The sequence below is a fragment of the Streptomyces pseudovenezuelae genome (assembly GCF_029892565.1).
Lineage (GTDB): Bacteria > Actinomycetota > Actinomycetes > Streptomycetales > Streptomycetaceae > Streptomyces > Streptomyces pseudovenezuelae_A.
The window spans coordinates 270,548-287,790 of the sequence record NZ_JARXVH010000013.1 but is presented as its reverse complement, the minus strand read 5'-3'; the positions used below and the strand labels follow the sequence as shown (position 1 = coordinate 287,790).

The 17,243-nt window shown below is 69.2% G+C and carries 14 protein-coding genes; 1 reads left to right on the top strand and 13 read right to left on the bottom strand.

Annotation, left to right across the window (positions count from 1 at the left end):
* Positions 1-13: 13 nt before the first annotated feature.
* The 8 genes from M2283_RS35430 to M2283_RS35395 all read right to left on the bottom strand — a co-directional run bounded on the left by M2283_RS35430 (position 14) and on the right by M2283_RS35395 (position 9,527).
* Positions 14-337 carry an L-rhamnose mutarotase gene (locus M2283_RS35430; protein WP_280880570.1) on the bottom strand — a complete coding sequence of 108 codons (324 nt, stop codon included), beginning with the start codon at positions 335-337 and terminating at the stop codon, positions 14-16.
* On the bottom strand, positions 334-1,962 hold the full coding sequence (locus M2283_RS35425; RefSeq protein ID WP_432423174.1) for a sugar ABC transporter ATP-binding protein: 1,629 nt from the start codon (positions 1,960-1,962) through the stop codon (positions 334-336). Before M2283_RS35425 ends, M2283_RS35430 begins: the two co-directional genes overlap by 4 nt.
* Positions 1,959-3,035 (bottom strand): ABC transporter permease, encoded by a 1,077-nt coding sequence (locus M2283_RS35420; RefSeq protein WP_280880569.1) that lies wholly within the window; start codon positions 3,033-3,035, stop codon positions 1,959-1,961. The genes M2283_RS35425 and M2283_RS35420 overlap by 4 nt, the downstream gene beginning before the upstream one ends.
* Complete coding sequence (locus tag M2283_RS35415; RefSeq protein ID WP_432423173.1) at positions 3,032-4,108, bottom strand: ABC transporter permease; 1,077 nt, start codon at positions 4,106-4,108, stop codon at positions 3,032-3,034. The genes M2283_RS35420 and M2283_RS35415 overlap by 4 nt, the downstream gene beginning before the upstream one ends.
* The gene (locus tag M2283_RS35410; protein WP_280880568.1) at positions 4,105-5,193 is read right to left on the bottom strand and encodes a mandelate racemase/muconate lactonizing enzyme family protein; all 1,089 of its coding nucleotides are present in this window, start codon (positions 5,191-5,193) and stop codon (positions 4,105-4,107) included. The genes M2283_RS35415 and M2283_RS35410 overlap by 4 nt, the downstream gene beginning before the upstream one ends.
* Before the next feature lie 38 nt (positions 5,194-5,231).
* A complete protein-coding gene (locus M2283_RS35405; RefSeq protein ID WP_280880567.1) occupies positions 5,232-6,320 on the bottom strand; it encodes a sugar ABC transporter substrate-binding protein in 1,089 nt (362 codons plus the stop codon).
* 176 nt (positions 6,321-6,496) lie between these two features.
* The gene (locus M2283_RS35400) at positions 6,497-8,371 is read right to left on the bottom strand and encodes an alpha-1,3-galactosidase-related protein (protein ID WP_280880566.1); all 1,875 of its coding nucleotides are present in this window, start codon (positions 8,369-8,371) and stop codon (positions 6,497-6,499) included.
* Between the two features lie 157 nt (positions 8,372-8,528).
* Entirely contained in the window at positions 8,529-9,527 is a 999-nt protein-coding gene (locus M2283_RS35395) for a LacI family DNA-binding transcriptional regulator (protein WP_280880565.1), read from the bottom strand.
* Between the two features lie 196 nt (positions 9,528-9,723).
* On the opposite strand from M2283_RS35395, the gene M2283_RS35390 reads away from it, so the two are divergent.
* Positions 9,724-11,694 carry a hypothetical protein gene (locus tag M2283_RS35390; protein ID WP_280880564.1) on the top strand — a complete coding sequence of 657 codons (1,971 nt, stop codon included), beginning with the start codon at positions 9,724-9,726 and terminating at the stop codon, positions 11,692-11,694.
* Between the two features lie 119 nt (positions 11,695-11,813).
* Here M2283_RS35390 and M2283_RS35385 read toward each other — a convergent pair whose 3' ends face one another.
* Genes M2283_RS35385 through M2283_RS35365 form a run of 5 tightly spaced genes read right to left on the bottom strand, consistent with a single transcriptional unit; the run spans position 11,814 to position 17,214 of the window.
* Complete coding sequence (locus M2283_RS35385) at positions 11,814-12,824, bottom strand: aldo/keto reductase (RefSeq protein ID WP_280880563.1); 1,011 nt, start codon at positions 12,822-12,824, stop codon at positions 11,814-11,816.
* Positions 12,781-13,872, bottom strand: coding sequence for an endonuclease/exonuclease/phosphatase family protein (locus M2283_RS35380; RefSeq protein ID WP_280880562.1), 1,092 nt, complete (start codon positions 13,870-13,872; stop codon positions 12,781-12,783). Before M2283_RS35380 ends, M2283_RS35385 begins: the two co-directional genes overlap by 44 nt.
* Positions 13,869-15,026 (bottom strand): glycosyltransferase family 4 protein, encoded by a 1,158-nt coding sequence (locus M2283_RS35375; protein WP_280880561.1) that lies wholly within the window; start codon positions 15,024-15,026, stop codon positions 13,869-13,871. The genes M2283_RS35380 and M2283_RS35375 overlap by 4 nt, the downstream gene beginning before the upstream one ends.
* On the bottom strand, positions 15,023-16,186 hold the full coding sequence (locus M2283_RS35370; protein ID WP_280880560.1) for an endonuclease/exonuclease/phosphatase family protein: 1,164 nt from the start codon (positions 16,184-16,186) through the stop codon (positions 15,023-15,025). The genes M2283_RS35375 and M2283_RS35370 overlap by 4 nt, the downstream gene beginning before the upstream one ends.
* Positions 16,183-17,214, bottom strand: a complete 1,032-nt coding sequence (locus tag M2283_RS35365) for a glycosyltransferase family 2 protein (RefSeq protein WP_280880559.1) — start codon at positions 17,212-17,214, stop codon at positions 16,183-16,185. The genes M2283_RS35370 and M2283_RS35365 overlap by 4 nt, the downstream gene beginning before the upstream one ends.
* Positions 17,215-17,243: the final 29 nt, after the last annotated feature.

Below are 17,243 nucleotides of genomic sequence, written 5' to 3'. Positions count from 1 at the left end.
CAGCGCGCGAGCCCTACTCCATGAGGAACACCTGCTCCATCGACGCCCACCACTCACCGGGCGTCGCTTCCTTAACAGGCTCCTGGCAAGGGGCAGTCAGCTGCCACCACTCCTGCGTCGCCGGATCCTCGGCCATCAGCGCGAGGTCCGCCGCCAGGTCGTCGCCGTGGTACTCGAAGTAGCTGAACAGCTGGTCTCCGAGCAGGTGGATCGAGTAGTTGGCGATGTGGCAGCGCCGCAGTCGATCGAGGACTGGTTCGGGTACGGAGCGGTGCAGTTCGCGGTACTCGTCCGCCTTCTCCGGGCGGAGGCGGATGACCTGTGCGACGCGCCTCACAGGGTGGCACTCTTCGTGGGCACGGGGGATACGACCGAGACCGCGCGGTCGTGGATGATGCGGATGATCTGCCCGCTCATCCGGTCGTAGTCGTGGTCGTTGTCCACCTCTCCGCGGATGCGGTGGTCGGCCATGACGACCACCCGGTCGGCCAGCGTGATCATCTCCGCCAGGTCACTGCTGATCAGCAGGATGGGCAGACCGCCGCGGGCCAACTCCCAGATCAGCTCGTGGAAGGCGTGCTTGGTACGGACGTCCACGCCGACGGTCGGCTCGTCGACGACGAGCAGTTTGGTGTCCGCCGCGAGCCACTTCGCCAGGCTCACCTTCTGCTGGTTGCCGCCGGAGAGTTCACCGGCGTTCTGCTGGAGACCGGAGACTCGGATGCTCAGGCGGTCGACGAGATCCTCCGAGACCCCCTGCTCCTCGCGCGAGGAGACATATCCCAGGGCCCGGGCGAGCCTCTTCCACACCGTGACCGTGATGTTCCGGACGATGGGCTGCTCCAGGAAGACGCCTTCTTCCTTGCGGTTCTCGGTCAGGTACCCGATGCCGTACTCGTGGAGGGCCTCGCGCGGTGAACCGATCTTCGCGGTCCTGCCGTAGACCTGGATCTCACCGCCGGTGACGCGGTCGAGGCCGAGGACGGCCTTGATGAGTTCGCTGCGGCCCGCGCCGACCAGTCCGTAGAGGCCGACGATCTCCCCGGGGCGGACGCTGAGCGAGATGTCCTCATGGCCCGCCGCTGTGGAGACGCCGGTGAGGGACAGCGCCGGGGCCGCTGAGGTGTCCACGGTGCGCGGGGCCATGTCCGTCACCGCGTGGGTGCGGCCGACCATGAGGGTGACCACGTCGTCCTGGGTGTGCGCGGCCAGCGGCGCCGATTCGAGGACGGAGCGGCCGTCGCGCAGGACGGTGACGGTGTCGCAGACCGCGAAGACCTCCTCCAGCTTGTGGCTGACGAAGACGACACAGGTGCCGCGTTCGGTGAGCCGCCGGATGACGTCGAAGAGGCGCTCGGCCTCCTGCGGGGAGAGAGAGGCGGTGGGCTCGTCGAGCAGGAGTACCCGGCTCTCGGTGTACAGCGCCTTGGCGATCTCCACCAACTGCTGCTGGGCCACGGACAGTTCGCGCACCGGCCGGTGCGGGTCGATGTCCAGGCCGAGTTCGGCGAGGCAGCGCTCGGCCGGGGCGGTCATCGCCTCCCGGTCGACCAGACCGCGCCGCGAGGGCGGGTTCTGCAGGGTGATGTTCTCCGCGACGGAGAAGCCGGGGATCAGGTTGCGTTCCTGGTGGACGACGCCGATGCCGGCCCGGGCGGCCTCAAGGGGAGAACGGAGATGGATCTCCTCGCCGCGACGGACGAGCCTGCCGCCGTCGGGGGTGTGCACGCCGGTGATCACCTTGATCAGCGTCGACTTGCCCGCGCCGTTCTCACCGAGCAGAGCGTGCACGGAGCCGGCGGTCAGTCGCAGGCCCACGCCGTCGAGAGCGCGTACACCGGGGAAGACCTTGACGATGTCCTCGCATGCCAGCAGGACGTCTCCCCGCACCACGCCCTCCTGGGGGCCGGCACTCCCCGACTCGCCCTCGGGCAGGCCGTCTTCCGGCAGGAGCTCGCTCATCGTGTGCCTCCTGTGGTGGGCAGCGCGCCGGCCGGCTGCGTGCCACTCTCCGGCGGCACGGGCGGGGTGCGTCCGGGCGCCCGGCCCTTCTTGTCGAGGTGGGTCTCGCGCATCCGGCCGCCGACGACCGTGCCGAGCACGACTACGCCGATGAGGAAGTTGACCCAGCTCGGGTCGAGCGAGAACTGGGCCCGCGCGGTGTCGATCAGGCGCATCACGAAGGCGGCCAGGACCGTTCCGAACACGGCCACCGAGCCGCCGGTCAGGGCGACGCCGCCGATGATGGGCGCCGCGAAGCTGGGCAGCAGCCAGTCGCCGCCGACACTGCGGTTGACGCCGGGCAGGGAGGCGGTGGCGGTGAGCGCGGCGATGCCGACGAGGAGTCCCGACAGGGTGTGCGCGAGCACGATCTGGCGGTCGGTGGAGATGCCCGACAGCCTGGCGGCGAGGGGGTTGCCGCCGGCGGCCAGCAGGCGTCGGCCGGCGACGGTGCGGTACATGAACGCGGCGAGCAGGGCCGCCGCGACGAGCGCGGTGACGAAGACGAGGGGGATGTTCAGCGGCGCCGAGCGGCCCAGGTCGCGCAGGGTGGGGGAGTACCCGTCGATGGTGCGCGTCCCCGACAGCCGGTACTGCGCCCCGAGCAGGATCGTCATCGTGCCGAGCGTGACGATGAAGCCGTTGATGCGCGTGGCGACGATGAACACGCCCGTCACCAGCCCGATCAGGGTGGCGCTCAACACGCCGATCAGCACGGCGAGGAAGGCGGGGACGCCGTGGTCAGCCATCAGCACGCCCATCAGGCAGGCGCTGAAACCGCCCAGGGCGCCGACGGCGAGGTTGAGCTGCCCGACGCACAGGGCCACCATCTGGGCCAGTCCGATGAGGATCGGCGTGGCGAGGTACTGCAGGAACGTCCGCAGGGACGGGCTCTCGAAGAAGTCGCCGGACGAGGAGATCCCCAGCGCCACATAGCCCGCGAGGACCACGCAGAGCAGGGTCATCGTGGTGGAGCGGGAGAAGCGCCGCAGTGCGGGGAGGGCGGCGGCTCCCCGGTCGTGGAGCGTGGTCATGTGGAGCGCACCACCTTGCGATAGGACACGACGGTGCGTACCCGGTCCGCCGACAGAGCCAGCAGCAGGATGCAGCCGAGATAGATGTTGAGGCTTTCGAGGCCGACGCCGAGCAGATCGAGGCCCTTGCGGATGACGCCGACCAGGGAGGTGCCGAGCAGGGCGCCGATGACGGAGACGACCCCGCCGGTGAGCAGGGTCCCGCCGAGGACCGCCCCGAGGAACGAGGGCAGCATGAAGTCGTCGCCGATGGAGGCGCTGAAGGTGCCCGTGCCGACGGCTGCCATGAAGCCGGCGAGTGCGGCGAGCAGCCCGGACAGCCCGTGCGCCAGGATGATCCGGCGGCCCGTCGGAACGCCGGACAGCTCGGCGGCGGCGGGGTTCGCACCGGTCAGCAGCAGTTCGCGTCCCATGCGGGTACGGGCGTAGAGGAAGCCGAGGACGACGAGGGCCAGCACGGTGAACTGGGTCATCTGCGGGATGGCGGGCGATCCGCAGACGGGCCCGGCGCAGATGTCGGCGAGCGAGTAGGAGCGCAGCTCCGTGAGCCCGGCGGGCCGGGTGGTGAACGCGGCGTTGTCGGTGAGGGAGGAGTACAGGAGGGAGACCAGACCCAGCAGCGCGAAGTCCATCGCCAGCGTCACGACGAAGGAACTCACGCCGGTGCGGGCGATGATCCAGCCGGTCAGCGCGCCGATGACACAGCCGGCGAACAGGCACAGCAACAGGCCCAGCGCGAGCGGCAGATGGAGCCGGTCGAAGCCGAACCCGGCGAAGAGGGCGCCGAAGGCGGCCATGCGTCCGACGGCGAGGTTCATGTGCCCGATGGAGAGCACGACCATCTGCGCCAGGGCCACCACGGTCAGCGTCGAGATGTCCCTCAGCAGCGGAAAGAGCACCAGCCGCGCGTCGAAGAACGCCGGCCGCAGGGAGCCGAAGAGGATGCTGAGCGCGACGATCAGGACCAGCAGCCCCAGCCGCTGGTTGACCCAGAACGGCAGCCGGTGGGCGGGGCGCGCTCCCTCTGTGGGGAGGTCCGTCCCGCTGTCGGGCTCGGTGACGGCCGTCTTCAAGACACCCTCCGGTCCTCGAGGGCGTCCATGTCCCAGTCGATGCCGATTCCCGGCTGGTCGGGTGCCACGGCCAGGCCGTCCTGGACGGTCAGTTCGGTGCGGGTCACCGCGCGCAGCTGCGGGATGTACTCCACGTACGCGCCGTTGGAGATCGCGGCGACCAGGCTGACGTGCAGTTCCATCAGGAAGTGCGGGCAGACCATGACGTTGAAGGTCTCCGCCAAGTGGGCCACCTTGAGCCACGGGGTGATGCCGCCGACACGGGCGACGTCGACCTGCACCACGGACGCGCCGCCGGTCTCCAGGTAGTTGCGGAACTGCATCGGCGAGTACATCGACTCACCGACCGCGATCGGGATCCGGGTCGAGCGGGCGAGCGTCGCGTGGCCGCTGATGTCGTCGGCGGGCAGCGGCTCTTCGAGCCAGTAGGGGTCGAACGGTTCCAGTGCGGCGGCCAGTTGAACGGCGCGGGACAGCGACTGCGACTGGTTGGCGTCCGTCATGATGTGCAGGGCCGGTCCGACGGCCTCGCGTACCGTGCGCAGTCGTTCCGCGTCCTCGGCGATGTGCGGCTTGCCCACCTTGATCTTGACGCCGGCCCACTGCGCGTCCTTCGCCGCGAGGGCGCCCTTGACCAGGTCCTCGGTGCTGAGGTGGAGCCAGCCGCCCTCGGTGTCGTACACCGGGACGTGTCGGCGGTGACCGCCGGCGAGCCGCCACAGGGGCTCGCCGGCCCGCTTGCAGCGCAGGTCCCACAGGGCGGTGTCGACCGCGGCGAGCGCGAGCGAGGTGATGGCGCCGGTGGTCGTCGCGCGGGTCAGGCCGAGCAACTCCTGCCAGAGCGCTTCGACGTTGCGTGCGTCCTTGCCGGCGAGGAGCGGCAGGAGGTGGTCGCGCAGCAGCGCCAGTACGGAGGTCCCGCCGGTGCCGATCGTGTAGGCGTAGCCGGTTCCTTCGAGGCCGTCCGTCGTGGTCAGCCGGACGAGGATCGTCTCCTGTTTGACGAACGACTGCACCGCGTCGGTGCGGTCCGTCTCGACCGCGATGTCGGCCAGCAGGGCCGTGGCGTTGGTGATGATGCTCATGTGGTGTGGCGGCTTTCTTTCGTCCGTGGCCCGGGCGTTCAGCGGCAGGAGAGGTACGTGTCGGCGAACTGCTTCTTCAGCTCGGCGGTCCTGGCCTGCCGTGCGCTGTCGTAGTCGGCGACGTTCGCCTTCGTCACGACGAAGGAACCGGAGTCGATGATCTGTCCCGGCTTCGTCATCGTGCACTGCTTGGTCTGCAGCAGGGCGAGGGCCCAGGTGCCGATCTCGGCCTGGCCGACCGGGTTCTGCACGACCGTGGCGGTGACGGAGCCGTTCTTGATGGAGCTGAGGATCTTGGCGTCGTCGTCGATCGCGACGACCTTGGCCTTGGACCCCGACTCGCGTACGGCTTCGGCGGCGGCGACCGCCGGGTTGTACGCGGTCGAGACGATGCCCTGGATCTTCGAGCCCTTGGCGGCGAGCAGGTCGGAGACCGCCTTCTGCGCGGTCTGCAGGTCCTTGTCGATGTCGGTGATGGTCTGCAGCAGGGTGACCTTGCCGCCGGTCTCCTTCACCGCTTTCTGTACGCCCTTCATCCTCAACTGGGTGTTGGCGTCGACGTTGTTGCCCGTGAGGTGGACCAGGGCGCCCTTGCCGCCCATCGCCTTGATGGCGGCCTGCGCGGCCTTGTAGGCGGCCAGTTCGACGTCCGTCGACAGACAGAAGTCGGCGTCGTTGGTGCCGCCGGCGGGGCAGGACGCGAGCGAAGCCACCGCGAAGCCCTGGGACTTGAGGTCGGCGAAGGTGGAGTTGATGTCGGTCGGGGACACCCCGAAGATGCCGAACGCGTTGTAGCCGCGGGCGGCCAGCGTAGACAGCAGGTCGTTCTGCTTCTGCTGGTCCCACTCGGCGGTCTCGTCGAACGTCACGTCACCCAGCCCGAGCGTCTTCTTGGCCTGCGCGCCGGCCGTCTTCCAGGGCTGGAAGTAGGGGTGGGCTCCACCGGGCACCAGCGCGACCTTGGTCTTGGAACCGTCGGCGAGCTCGGCCGATCCGCCACCGGTCCGCGTGGAGGCGGTGTCGGCCGCACCGGGGTCGTCCGAGTTCTTGATGGTGCAGGCGGCTGTCGAGGCGGCGAGAAGGAAGAGGGTGACGGTGGCTGACAGCACAGATCTACGACGGCTCATGGTGCTTGCCCCAGTCGAATCAAATAGGATTTCTGATGCCCGTGATGCTGGGGGAGGGGTGATTGCCACGTCAAGACCCGTGCAGCGATTGCCTCTACGTCGTGATGATGCGAGATCACATAGGATTTTGAGGGGTGTTGAGGGGCGGGTCGGACGCCCGCCCCTCAACACCGGCCTCAGTCCGACACGACGGACGTGTTCAGGCCCTTGTCGTAGTGATTGCGTGCGATCCGGATGTCCGAACTGCCGTGGAAGACGAACAGCGGTGAGGTGTACGGCGGTTGGTCCGCGCCGTCCAGCCGCCGGACCGTGTTGCCGGTGAAGGTGAACCCGCCGACGCTCTTGGCGTTGACCACGGTGACATCACCGACGTCGAACGAGTTGTGCTCGACGGAGATGTTGTGGTGGACCGGGTTCGCCGGGTCGACGACCTGGTTGGTCGGCTCCACGAAGATGACCGGACCGGTGGGCCGGGTGAAGGAGTTGTCGCGGATCGTGAGGTTGGAGACCGGCCCGGACTCGTACCACTGGTAGGCGTCGGCGGAGACGTAGATGCTGGCCATGGACATCGCGTCGAACCGGTTGCCGGTGATCAGGACGGGCTTGCGGGTGGTGACCAGGACGCCGCGGGTCGGCACGTTGCGGAACACGTTGCCGGAGATGACGACCGACGGCGTGGCCGTGATGTTCTCGACGACCGTGCCGCCGATCTCGGTCCCGGCGGGCACCGGCCGGTCGAAGGTGACGGTCATCGTCGTCAGCGGCTTGTCGTGGTCCATCCCGCTCGGCCCGTCGACCGCGGTGACCTCCGCGTGCGCCGGCGTGAGCGACGTCATCGTCCGCTTGGTGGTGAACTCGACCTCGTCACCCGGGGCGAACTGAGGGAACCCGGCGGTCTGCGGGTGCTCGTAGGCGAGCGTGAGGGTGTTCGGCCCGGGCTTCCCGACGACCTCCAGGTAGGTGCCGTGGATGTTGATCGGGTCGTCGTGCGGGCCGTCGAAGACGCTCCGGGTGATCGAGACCTTGCCCTTGACGCCGGACATCTGCACGAAGTCCGCGAACGAGGCCGTCGACCGGCCGGACTTCGGATCGGGTGCGAAGTTCACCTTGTCGATGGAGATGTTCTCGCTGAACTGCCCCACCACACCGAAGGACTGGAGGTAGTAGGCGTTCATCGAGCGCATCGTGACGTTTTTGGACTGCCAGATGAAGGCGCCCGGCTCGGTCCGCTCGATGAGGCGCATCTGGTAGACGAGCCCGGCGTCCGTCGGCTGCGTCGCGCCGGTGTAGTCGATCCGGATCCGGTGACCACCGATGTCGGTGACGGAGGCGACGTCGTTGAACAGGGGGTTGTCCGCGCGCCAGGTCTTCTGCGCCTTGGGGTCGTGGATCTGCGTGTACTGGAGTCCGTCTGTGCCGGACCAGTACGGCTGCCCGGTGGCCGGGCTCTTCTCGCCGAGCCAGGTGATGTGCGTGCCGTTCACCTCGTACGGGCTGCCGGCCGGGATCTTCAGGACGCGGTAGGCGTGCCCGTCGGTGACACCGGCGGTGGCGACGGTCGCGTCGATGACCTCGGGGGCCGCGTAGTCGAAGGAGAAGTTCTGGAACGTCACATCGGTCGAGCGGATCGACGCGAACGCCGTCTGCAGGCCGTGGTAGACGAGCTTGGCCCCGCCGCCGTCGATGGTGACGTCGTGCATGTCCTCGACGAGCAGCCCGATCTTCTTGTCCCGGTAACGCTGGTCGGCGCCCACGGTGTTGGACACGTACAGCTCACGCGTCTCGGCCCGCTCCGGGTAGATCTGGTAGGTGCCCTTCGAGAAGACGATCCTGACCGGCCGATTGTGATCGACCTTCTTGGCGTGCCGCAGCGCCGTGGCGACGGCGGGCGCCGAGTCCTTGCGGCCGGTGGGGTCGGCCCCGTAGTCGTCCACGTCGACCACCACCGGTCTCGCCTTGTGCGCTGTGGCCGGTGCGGCGGCGACAGGACCGGCGGCACCTGCGAGCAACGCGAGTGCCAACCCGAGAAACACGAACCGAGACTTTGGCATAGCCCCTCCGGAGCATCCATGAGTCATGAAACACCCAATGAATAGGTGAAGTTTCTGCCAGTTCATCGACCGAACCTCCGGGCAGAGTGTCCTTAGATCCGATGTCTAGGTCAATGGTCTGGACGAGCAACCGCAACCGGCATCGACGGCCGACGCCTCACTCGGTCTTCGGTGCCGCCGTGCTCGCGCGGATCACCAGCTCGGGGTCGAAGAGGAGTTCGCCGACGGGCACGTCACGGTTGCCGACCAGGGCGAGGACACTGCGGGCCACCTCCGAGGCGAGGCGGTCGGCCGGCTGGCGGACCGTGGTGAGCGGCGGGTCGACGAAATCCATGATCATGGCGCCGTCATAGCCGACGACCGACACGTCGCCCGGGACGTCGTACCCCTGCCGGCGCGCACCGCGGATCGCGCCCAGAGCCATGTAGTCGCTGGCCGCCACGACGGCCGTGGCGCCCCGGCCGAGCAGCGAGATCGCCGCGGACTGGCCGCCCTCGACGGTGTACGACTGCCGCACCACCCACTGCTCCGGATCCTCGACCCCGCGCTTGGCGAGCGAGGAGACGAAACCGGTGACCCGGCGATCGGCCGGCCGGTTGCCGACCGGTCCCGAGGCCATGCCGATACGGCGGTGACCGAGCCGGTAGAGGTGGTCGACGGCGAGTTCGGCGGCCAGCAGGTCGTCGGTGGAGAAGACCGGCGCCTCGCTCACGCCCTCGAACTGACCGTTGATCCCGACGAACGGGATCCGGCGCGAGCGCAGGAGTTCGTACGCCCCCGGGTCCGAGCCCTCGATCGTGTTGCTGGCGGAGAGGAAGACGACGGCGGCCACACCCCGGTCGGCGAGGGAGGTCAGGAAGTCCAACTCCTGCACTCCGCCCGGGAAGCACGGGCACACGACCGTCTTCAGTCCGTGCGGGGCGAGGGTGGACTCGATCCGTTCGCAGATGTCGGCGAAGAACGGGTTGGAGACGAGTTCGGTGATGACCGCGACGAGCTGGCCCCGCGTCTGCCGCTCGTACCCGAGGTCGGTCATCGCCTGCTCGACCGCCTCGCGGGTCCTGCGCGACACGCCCTGGCGCCGGTTGATGACGCGACTGACCGTGGCCTCGCTCACCTGCGCCCGGACCGCGACCTCGGTGATGCCGACCTTCATGCGGTTCCCTCCGTCCCGACTTGCAATGAATGGACGAAAACTTTCAGCCCAATCGTCCAGGGAAGATAGCAGTGAGTCTGCGTGTCTTCCACGTTTCTTGCGCATGACCATTGAATCGCCTCTTCGGCCCCTGTTAGCTTTCCGCCACCACGCGGCCGCCTGCCCCCTCGCTGTGACCGAAGACCCGGGAGATCCGATGAAGCCCTCAAGGCTCATGCTGCTCACCGCAGTTGCCGTGATCGTGCCGATGGCGCCCGCGCTGTCGGCCACGGCGGCGGCGGACGGCACTTCCGCCGCCCGCCCCCAGCTCACCATCCCGGACCCTGGCTTCGAGAACGGCGGCACCGGCTGGACCTTCACCTCGGGCGCCGGCGTCGGCACCGGCAACAGACACGGCGGCGAGCGCTTCCTCTACCTCGACGCCGGAGCCGGCAAGAGCGCGGAACTGACCGTCGTCGCCCCCCGCAACGGCAGTTACGACTTCTCCGCGTGGATCGGCAGCGCCGGCACCGGCGGCACGTACACGATCCGGCGCAACGGCCAGACCGTCCAGACCATCACCCTGCCGCAGCACCCGGGCTATGCCCGGTACACCATCAGCGGCGTCGCGTTGAAGACCGGCGACCGGCTGCAGATCGAGTTCGGCTCCGGCACCGCCTGGGTCAACGCCGACGACCTGATGATCTCCCCGGCCGCGTCCGCCGACCCCAAGGTCACCTCGTCCGACCCCGAGGTCGCCGAGATGTTCGACTGGGCCAAGAAGAAGGCCAACAGCTGGGCACAGCTGCCCGGCACCGTGGGCCCGATCAACGTCGACGAGTACCAGACCGGCGGCACTGGCACCGCGGCGTACGAGCCGACCTACTGGGCCGGATACGCCAACCGCAGCGCCTACTACTCCCGGGACATGACCCACCAGCTGGCCGGCGCCCACATCATCGGACTCGACGCCGAGAACGAGACGATGCTCCGCTCCTACGCGGCATCGGCCACCGCCGAGCACAAGTACTTCCCGGTCTGGTCCCTCAACTTCGACGCCAAGACCTACCTGAGCATCGACTACAAGACCCCGGACAACTTCGTGCGCGAGGTGCCGGCCACCTTCGAACTCGTCGAGAAGGCGGCCCAGGCCTACCTGTGGACGGGCGACCGGCGATACGTCGACGACCCGGCGCTGTGGGAGTTCTACCGGCACGCCACCGACCAGTTCATCGACCTGCACAACTCCGCCGTGGACAACGGCAAGGTCAAGGTCGCCGAGGGCACGGGCAACGGCATCTTCCAGGGCGCCGCAAGCTACAACGAGCAGGACGGCGACGGCCTGGGCGAGGCCGGGGACGGCATCGCCTCCGAGTACCAGGCGTACCTGGCGATGGCCGTCCTGGCACGTGGCAAGGGCGACACCAAACTCGCCAAGACGTACGACAAGAAGGCCGCCGACCTGAAGAAGTACTTCAACGACGAGTGGAGCGGCACCGGAACCGGCGCCGACATGGTGCGCGCCTACACCCTCTCCGGCACCCCGGTCACCGGCTGGGGCAAGGAGAACAGCGTCTTCATGCCGATGAAGCAGATCATCGACCCCGGCCCGCGCAACGACGCCTACCTCGACTACATCCAGGCGCAGGAGCTGGGCCCGGACGGCTCGCCCAACATCGAGTCGACGACATATCTGCCCGACATGTTCTTCAAGAACAACCGCAACGACACCGCCTGGCAGTGGATGAAGAAGATCTACGGCGAGCGGGAGATCCAGCACATCAACTCCAGCCAGGGCCCCAACGGCGACTACCCCGAGGTGTCGTTCACCCTGGTCAGCCAGACCGTCCAGGGGCTGATGGGCATCACACCGGACGCGCCGAACCACAAGGTGACCACCCAGTCGCGGCTGCCTTCCGGCATGAAGTGGCTGCAGGCGGCGGACGTGCCCATCGGCACGGGCTCGGTCACCGTCCGGCACGACGGCGCGACGAAGACCACGCTGACGAACAACGCGCGCAAGGGTTCCTACCAGTGGGAGGCCCGCTTCACCGGGGTCCACAAGAAGATCACGGTCAACGGTGTCCCGCAGCACGTCCGCACCAAGAAGGTCGACGGCGTGACGTACACCTACGCGACGCCGACGGTCCGGGCGGGGGCGACGACGGTGGTGCGGGTGACCGACTGACGCGGACGCCCGTACCACCGGCCTCGGCGCCGAATCGTCGGCGCTCGGCAGACGCCGACAGCCCGTCCTCCCTTCCTGAGCCAGGGAGGACGGGCTGTCGGCCGGCCGGGCCGGTGCGGTCAGCGGCGCTCCGGGTCCGTCTCGATCACGTTGTAGGGGTAGGGAAGCCGCTGTTCACTGGCCTGGGTGAGCTTGTCGACGTCGGCCGGGTCCAGGTCGAGGCCGGCCGCGCCCAGGTTGGTCTCCAGCTGTTCCATCGTGCGCGCGCCCACGATGGGCGCGGTCACTCCCGGCCGCCCCAGCAGCCAGGCGAGGGACACTTGGGCGGGCGCGAGGCCGGTCCGGTCGGCCACGTCGTGCAGCGCGTCCAGCACCCGCCAGGTGCGCTCCTCCTGGTTGTAGACGTCCCACCGCTCACCCCACCCGAGCTGCCCGGCGGTCTCCACGCGGGTACCGGACACCGGCGCCGACATACCGCGCCGGATCGCCCCGCTGAGCCAGCCGCCGCGCAGCGGGCTCCACGGGATCACGCCGAGCCCCTCGTTGCGGCTGACCTCCATCAGCTCCCACTCGGCCTCACGGTCGAGCAGGTTGTACAGCGGCTGGAGACAGGTGAACGGCTCCCAGCCCCGCGCGCGGCTGAGGTCGATGGCCTTCTGGAGCTGCCAGCCGGAGAAGTTGCTCGCGCCGAGGTAGCGGACCTTCCCCGAGGTGACCAACGTGTCGAGGGTGGCGAGCGTCTCCTGCAGCGGGGTGCCCGGGTCCCAGGCGTGCACCTGGTAGATGTCGAGGTAGTCGGTGCCGAGCCGGCGGAGGGTGGCCTCCACCCCGGCGATCACGTGACTGCGGCCCAGACCGCGGTCGTTGGGGCCGTCGCCCATGGCGTACCGGACCTTCGAGGCGACCACGACGTCCTCGCGGCGCCGCCGCTTCAGCCAGCGTCCGGTGATCTCCTCCGAGGTGCCCGCGGAGTAGATGTCGGCGGTGTCGACGAAGTTGCCGCCCGCGTCGACAAAACGGTCGAGCATGGCGTGACTGGTGGCTTCGTCGGTCTCGCGACCGAAGGTCATGGCTCCGAGGCAGAGCTCACTGACCCTCAGGCCGGTGCTTCCCAGATAGCGGTAGCGCATCGTGCGGTGCCTCTCGGTCGTGTCGGACGGTGGGGGACGCCAGGGCGTCCGGGTCGGCGAGCGAGACGGACACCTCCTGGACGCAGTGGTCGGACAGTCCGCGCGGATCGCGGAATCGATAGCTGTGCACCTGTGCTCCCGCGGTGCTGAGCACCCAGTCGAGGCGCCACCAGCGCATGCCCGCACGGGCCTGCCACGAGACGGGGTAGATCCTTCCCGCCAGCGGGACGGCGTCGACCCCGAGGGCGGTGATGTGCCGTACGTCACCTACGGCGGGTGTGGTGTTGAAGTCCCCTGCGATCACAGCGGGGTTGGGGCAGTCGGCGATGTCGCGCCGCAGTCCGGCGTACTCGCGCGCCCGGTCTCCCGCCCGGTCCCGGACGGCGCGGTAGAAGCCGGCGCGCAGCGGACTCACGAGGCGCAGCTGCACGGGGATGTGGACGTTGAAGGTGGACAGCACCCGGTCCGGACCGTCCGGCAGCCGCAGGTCCACGCGCAGCACCCGCCGCGCCACCGTCTCCACTGTCGCCGCCACCGGCAGTCGGGAAAGGGTGACCAGTCCCCGGGCGATGACCACCTCGTGCTCGGGGAACTCGGCGCGCAGCCGCGCTTCGTCGTCGATGAGGCGGTAGGTGCCGTCGAAGACGTCGTGGTGGTACTCCTGCAGCAGATAGACGTCCGCGTCGAGCTCGTGCAGGAAGGCGTAGAACGGGTCTGCCTCCTTGGCCTGGCACCAGTGCTGGGTGTTCCACGACACGACCTTCACCGCGGTGTCCTCGGATGTCCGGCGCGGCCGTCGCACCAGCGCGCTCGGATGCAGCCCGGCCTGCCGCGCGCCCAACAGGAGCGCGACGCCCGACACCACGGCCGCGACGAGATCGCCGGTCGCCCAGGCCGCGCCGGCCAGCACGCCGGGCACCAGGACGAACAGCGGCGGCGGCAGCAACGACGGCAACAGCCAAGCCCACCAACGCCCGTTGAGCACCAGGTGCGCGCCGAGGAACACGGCCCACGCCACCGTCGCCCACCGCACGAGGTCTCCGCTCACACCGGAACCTTTCGTGAGGCGCGCAACTCCTGGAACAACCCGTCGTACGCGTCGACACAGCTCTCCGTGCCGTAACGGGCCCGCGCCGCACGCATCCCCTCGGCACGGCGCTCCGGCGAGTACGCGACGACCTCCCTCAACGCGTCCGCCAGGGCGGCGGCGTCACCGGTCGGGAAGAGCCGCCCGAATCCGGTGTCGGAGACGGGCACCCGCATGCCGGGCGCGTCGCTGGCGACGGACGGTACGCCCATCATCATGGCCTCTGTCTGGGAGATGCCGAAGGACTCCTCGGCGACGGACGACAGCGCGAAGGCGTCCAACGACGAGTAGAACTCGGCGACTTGGGGCTCACTGAGGAACCCGGTGAACCGGATCCGGGCGTCGTCCCCGGCCCGCTCGCGCAGAGCGCCGACCACGCTGCCTCCCGCCACCTTGGAGTAGTCACCCGCGATCATCAGCCGCGCCTCGGGATCGGTCAACCGGCGGAAGGCGTCGACCAGATGGTGCAGGCCCTTCTCCGGAGCGATCCGGCCAAGGAAGCCGATGTGAGGGCCGTCGGTCTCCCGGAAGGTGGCCGGGGCGGGCTCGCGCTCCCGGCAGGGCGGGGCGATGGCCAGCAGCCGGCGCTGCCGCATGAGGTGGAAGTGGCGTGAATGCTCCGCGTGATCAAGGTTGTTGACGACGACGGCCGACGAACGGCGCAGGGCGGCACCGACCGACGCGTCCACCACCGGTACTTGAAGGGCGGCCAGCGCACTCTCCGGCAACCACACGTCGTCGTGGTGCGTGCAGACGACGGGTGTGGCGCCCGCCAGCCGTGCGACCAGACCCGCCTCCAGCATCGGCAGATGGATCTGGACCGCCCCCGATCCACGGGCGACGCGCCCGGCCAGCGGCGCGAACCCCGGACTGATGGTGCCGCGTCCGACCCGGGCCAATACCGGTGTGCGGAACACCTCGACGCCGTTGACCGTCTCCCGCGCCGGATGATTACGGTCGTGCCGGGTGGCGACCACCGCGACCCGTCGGCCGCGCGCGGCCAGCCCTTCGGCGACCGTACGGGCCACCTCGGTCAGACCGCTCGTATAGGGGAGGTAGTAGGTGAGGACGATCGTCACGTCGAAGCGCGGCGACCGTGCGGTGCGCCTGGTCATGAACGGTCCTTGTCGGTGGTCGGGGCAGGGTCCCCGGAGGCGGGCAGGGAGAGGCGCAGATCGATCAGCCGATGCGTGGACAGGGCTGCGGGCGGATCCAGCAGGGACTGGCGGTGCAGGCGCAGAGAGGGCGACACGAACGCCCAGTCGAGCCGCCACAGCGCGGGGCCGCGCACCGGAAAGGTCGCCGGGTACACCGAGTCGCCCTTCTCGGCCGCGTCGCGCAGCCCGTCGAACCAGCGCAGGTCCCCGGTGCCGGGCAGCACATTGAGGTCACCGGCGAGCACCACCGGGTTCCGGTTGGCCTTCAAGTCCGCACGCAGCGACCGGAAATGGGCGTCGCGGCGGTCGGACAACTGGTGCACGGACCGGTAGTAGGACGCCGTGAGCGGGTTGCGGTCGACGTTCAACAGGTCGGGCAGGTGGGTGTTGTAGAGGGACAGGACGCGTCCGTCGACCCTGACATCCGTGCGCAGGACGCGGATGTTCCAGTAGTCCGCCCAGTCGGTGTCGGGCTTGGCCAGATCGCTGGGACGCAGGGCCTTCGTCCGGACGATGGGGTAGCGCGAGAGCGTGAGGAACTCGCCCCGCGTCGCCACGTGGTATCCCGGGAACTCCGCCTTGATGCGGGCGAGTTCGTCGATGGGGACGGGCCGGCCGTCGCGGGCGTTCTCGTACTCCTGAAGCAAGTAGACGTCCGCGGCACGGGACTTGAGATACGCGTAGAAGTCGTCCTTGTCGCTGTCCTGGTCCCAGAAGAAGGTGTCCCAACTGACCACCTTCAGCGCACCGGGCGGGACCTTTCCCTCCCCGCGGAACAGGGCGCCGGGGTGCAGGCCCGCCTGCCAGGAGCCCAGCAGCAGCGACGTGAGGACCACGCCTACGGTGAGCAGGCGTCGCCGGGCCAGGGCGGCGGGCACGAGCAGGACGACGGGGACCAGCAGACAGGCGAGCGGCGGGGCGAGACCCACACCGTTCCACAGCCACCACCGCCCGCTGAACACGGCACGGCCGGCGACGAACAGAGTCCAGAGCACGGCGACGACGAGCAGGACCGTGCCCGGCCAACTCCGCCTCTTCGAAGGGGCGTTGAGACTGGCTTCCGGTGGACTCTCGGCGGCGTCGTCCGTCAGGGTCTCGGGCACCGGGGCTCGGGTCATGCCGGGGCCTGCACCGCGTCGCCGCGCCCCGCAGGCTCGTACAGTCGCCGGAAGCGCTGCGATGCCAGGCACTGCAGGATGCCCGCCCCCGCCCCGGCCGCGATGACCGCGTTGACGACGAAGTGGGCGAACATGAAGTACCCGGTGAACAGCGGGCCGCGGCGGCGCAGGACGAAGCGGTACAGGGCCGTGTCCGCGAGGACCGAGAAGCCCAGCAGGACCGCGGACAGCAGCAGCCACAGGGAAGACAGGGCCGCGAGCGGCAAGGTGGCGAGCGTCAGCAGCGCGGCCACGCTTGCGCTCGCGCGCGGGCCGGTGGCGATGCCGCCCGGCAGGTCGCCGCGGCGCAGATAGAGCGGGATGTGCAGCCGGGTGCGGTGGAACACCTTGCGCAGCACCACCCGCCAGGTGTCGTCGTGATCGTGCCGGCCGCGCACGATGGTGGAACTGTGGACCTCGTAGTGCGGGCAGAGCCGGGCGGCGTAGTCGCCGTCCTCCGTGTGCCGCAGCCGGGGATTGAACGGGCCGATCTCGGCGAAGACCTGGGCCGGCATGGCGAGGATCGCGGTGTGCACGGTGCCGATGCGGCCCTCCGTCTCGGCCAGCCAGTAGTACTGATGGAGGCAGCGGTACTCCTCGATCAGGCTGTCGCGGATGAGGGGCTCGGCGTCGTAGGTGCCGCACACCGCGCCGATGCGCGGATTCGAGTCGAGCAGGGCGACGGCGTTGGCGACGGCGTCGGGCTCCATGGCGACGTCGGAATCGCAGAACACGATGATCTCGCCCCGGGCATGGGCGGCCCCGGTGTTGCGGGTGGTGGCCACTCCACTGTTGACGCCGGTACTGATCACCCGCACCCCGCACGCCTCGGCGACGGCCACCGAGTCGTCGGTGCTGCAGTCGTCGACCAGCAGGATCTCCAAGGGCTCGTACGTCTGGGCAAGGGCCGCGCGCAGGCAGAGTTCCAGTGCCCGGCCGTAGTTGTAGTTGGGGATGACGACGGAGACAAGGGGCTTGTTCTGTGACATGGGCAGAGCCGCACCTTCGAGCGGTCGGA

Coding starts and splice junctions, on each gene's coding strand:
- M2283_RS35425 (WP_432423174.1), bottom strand. CDS start 1,962: ATGAGCGAGCTCCTGCCGGAAGACGGCCTGCCCGAGGGCGAGTCGGGG.
- M2283_RS35420 (WP_280880569.1), bottom strand. CDS start 3,035: ATGACCACGCTCCACGACCGGGGAGCCGCCGCCCTCCCCGCACTGCGG.
- M2283_RS35410 (WP_280880568.1), bottom strand. CDS start 5,193: ATGAGCATCATCACCAACGCCACGGCCCTGCTGGCCGACATCGCGGTC.
- M2283_RS35405 (WP_280880567.1), bottom strand. CDS start 6,320: ATGAGCCGTCGTAGATCTGTGCTGTCAGCCACCGTCACCCTCTTCCTT.
- M2283_RS35400 (WP_280880566.1), bottom strand. CDS start 8,371: ATGCCAAAGTCTCGGTTCGTGTTTCTCGGGTTGGCACTCGCGTTGCTC.
- M2283_RS35395 (WP_280880565.1), bottom strand. CDS start 9,527: ATGAAGGTCGGCATCACCGAGGTCGCGGTCCGGGCGCAGGTGAGCGAG.
- M2283_RS35390 (WP_280880564.1), top strand. CDS start 9,724: ATGAAGCCCTCAAGGCTCATGCTGCTCACCGCAGTTGCCGTGATCGTG.
- M2283_RS35385 (WP_280880563.1), bottom strand. CDS start 12,824: ATGCGCTACCGCTATCTGGGAAGCACCGGCCTGAGGGTCAGTGAGCTC.
- M2283_RS35375 (WP_280880561.1), bottom strand. CDS start 15,026: ATGACCAGGCGCACCGCACGGTCGCCGCGCTTCGACGTGACGATCGTC.
- M2283_RS35370 (WP_280880560.1), bottom strand. CDS start 16,186: ATGACCCGAGCCCCGGTGCCCGAGACCCTGACGGACGACGCCGCCGAG.
- M2283_RS35365 (WP_280880559.1), bottom strand. CDS start 17,214: ATGTCACAGAACAAGCCCCTTGTCTCCGTCGTCATCCCCAACTACAAC.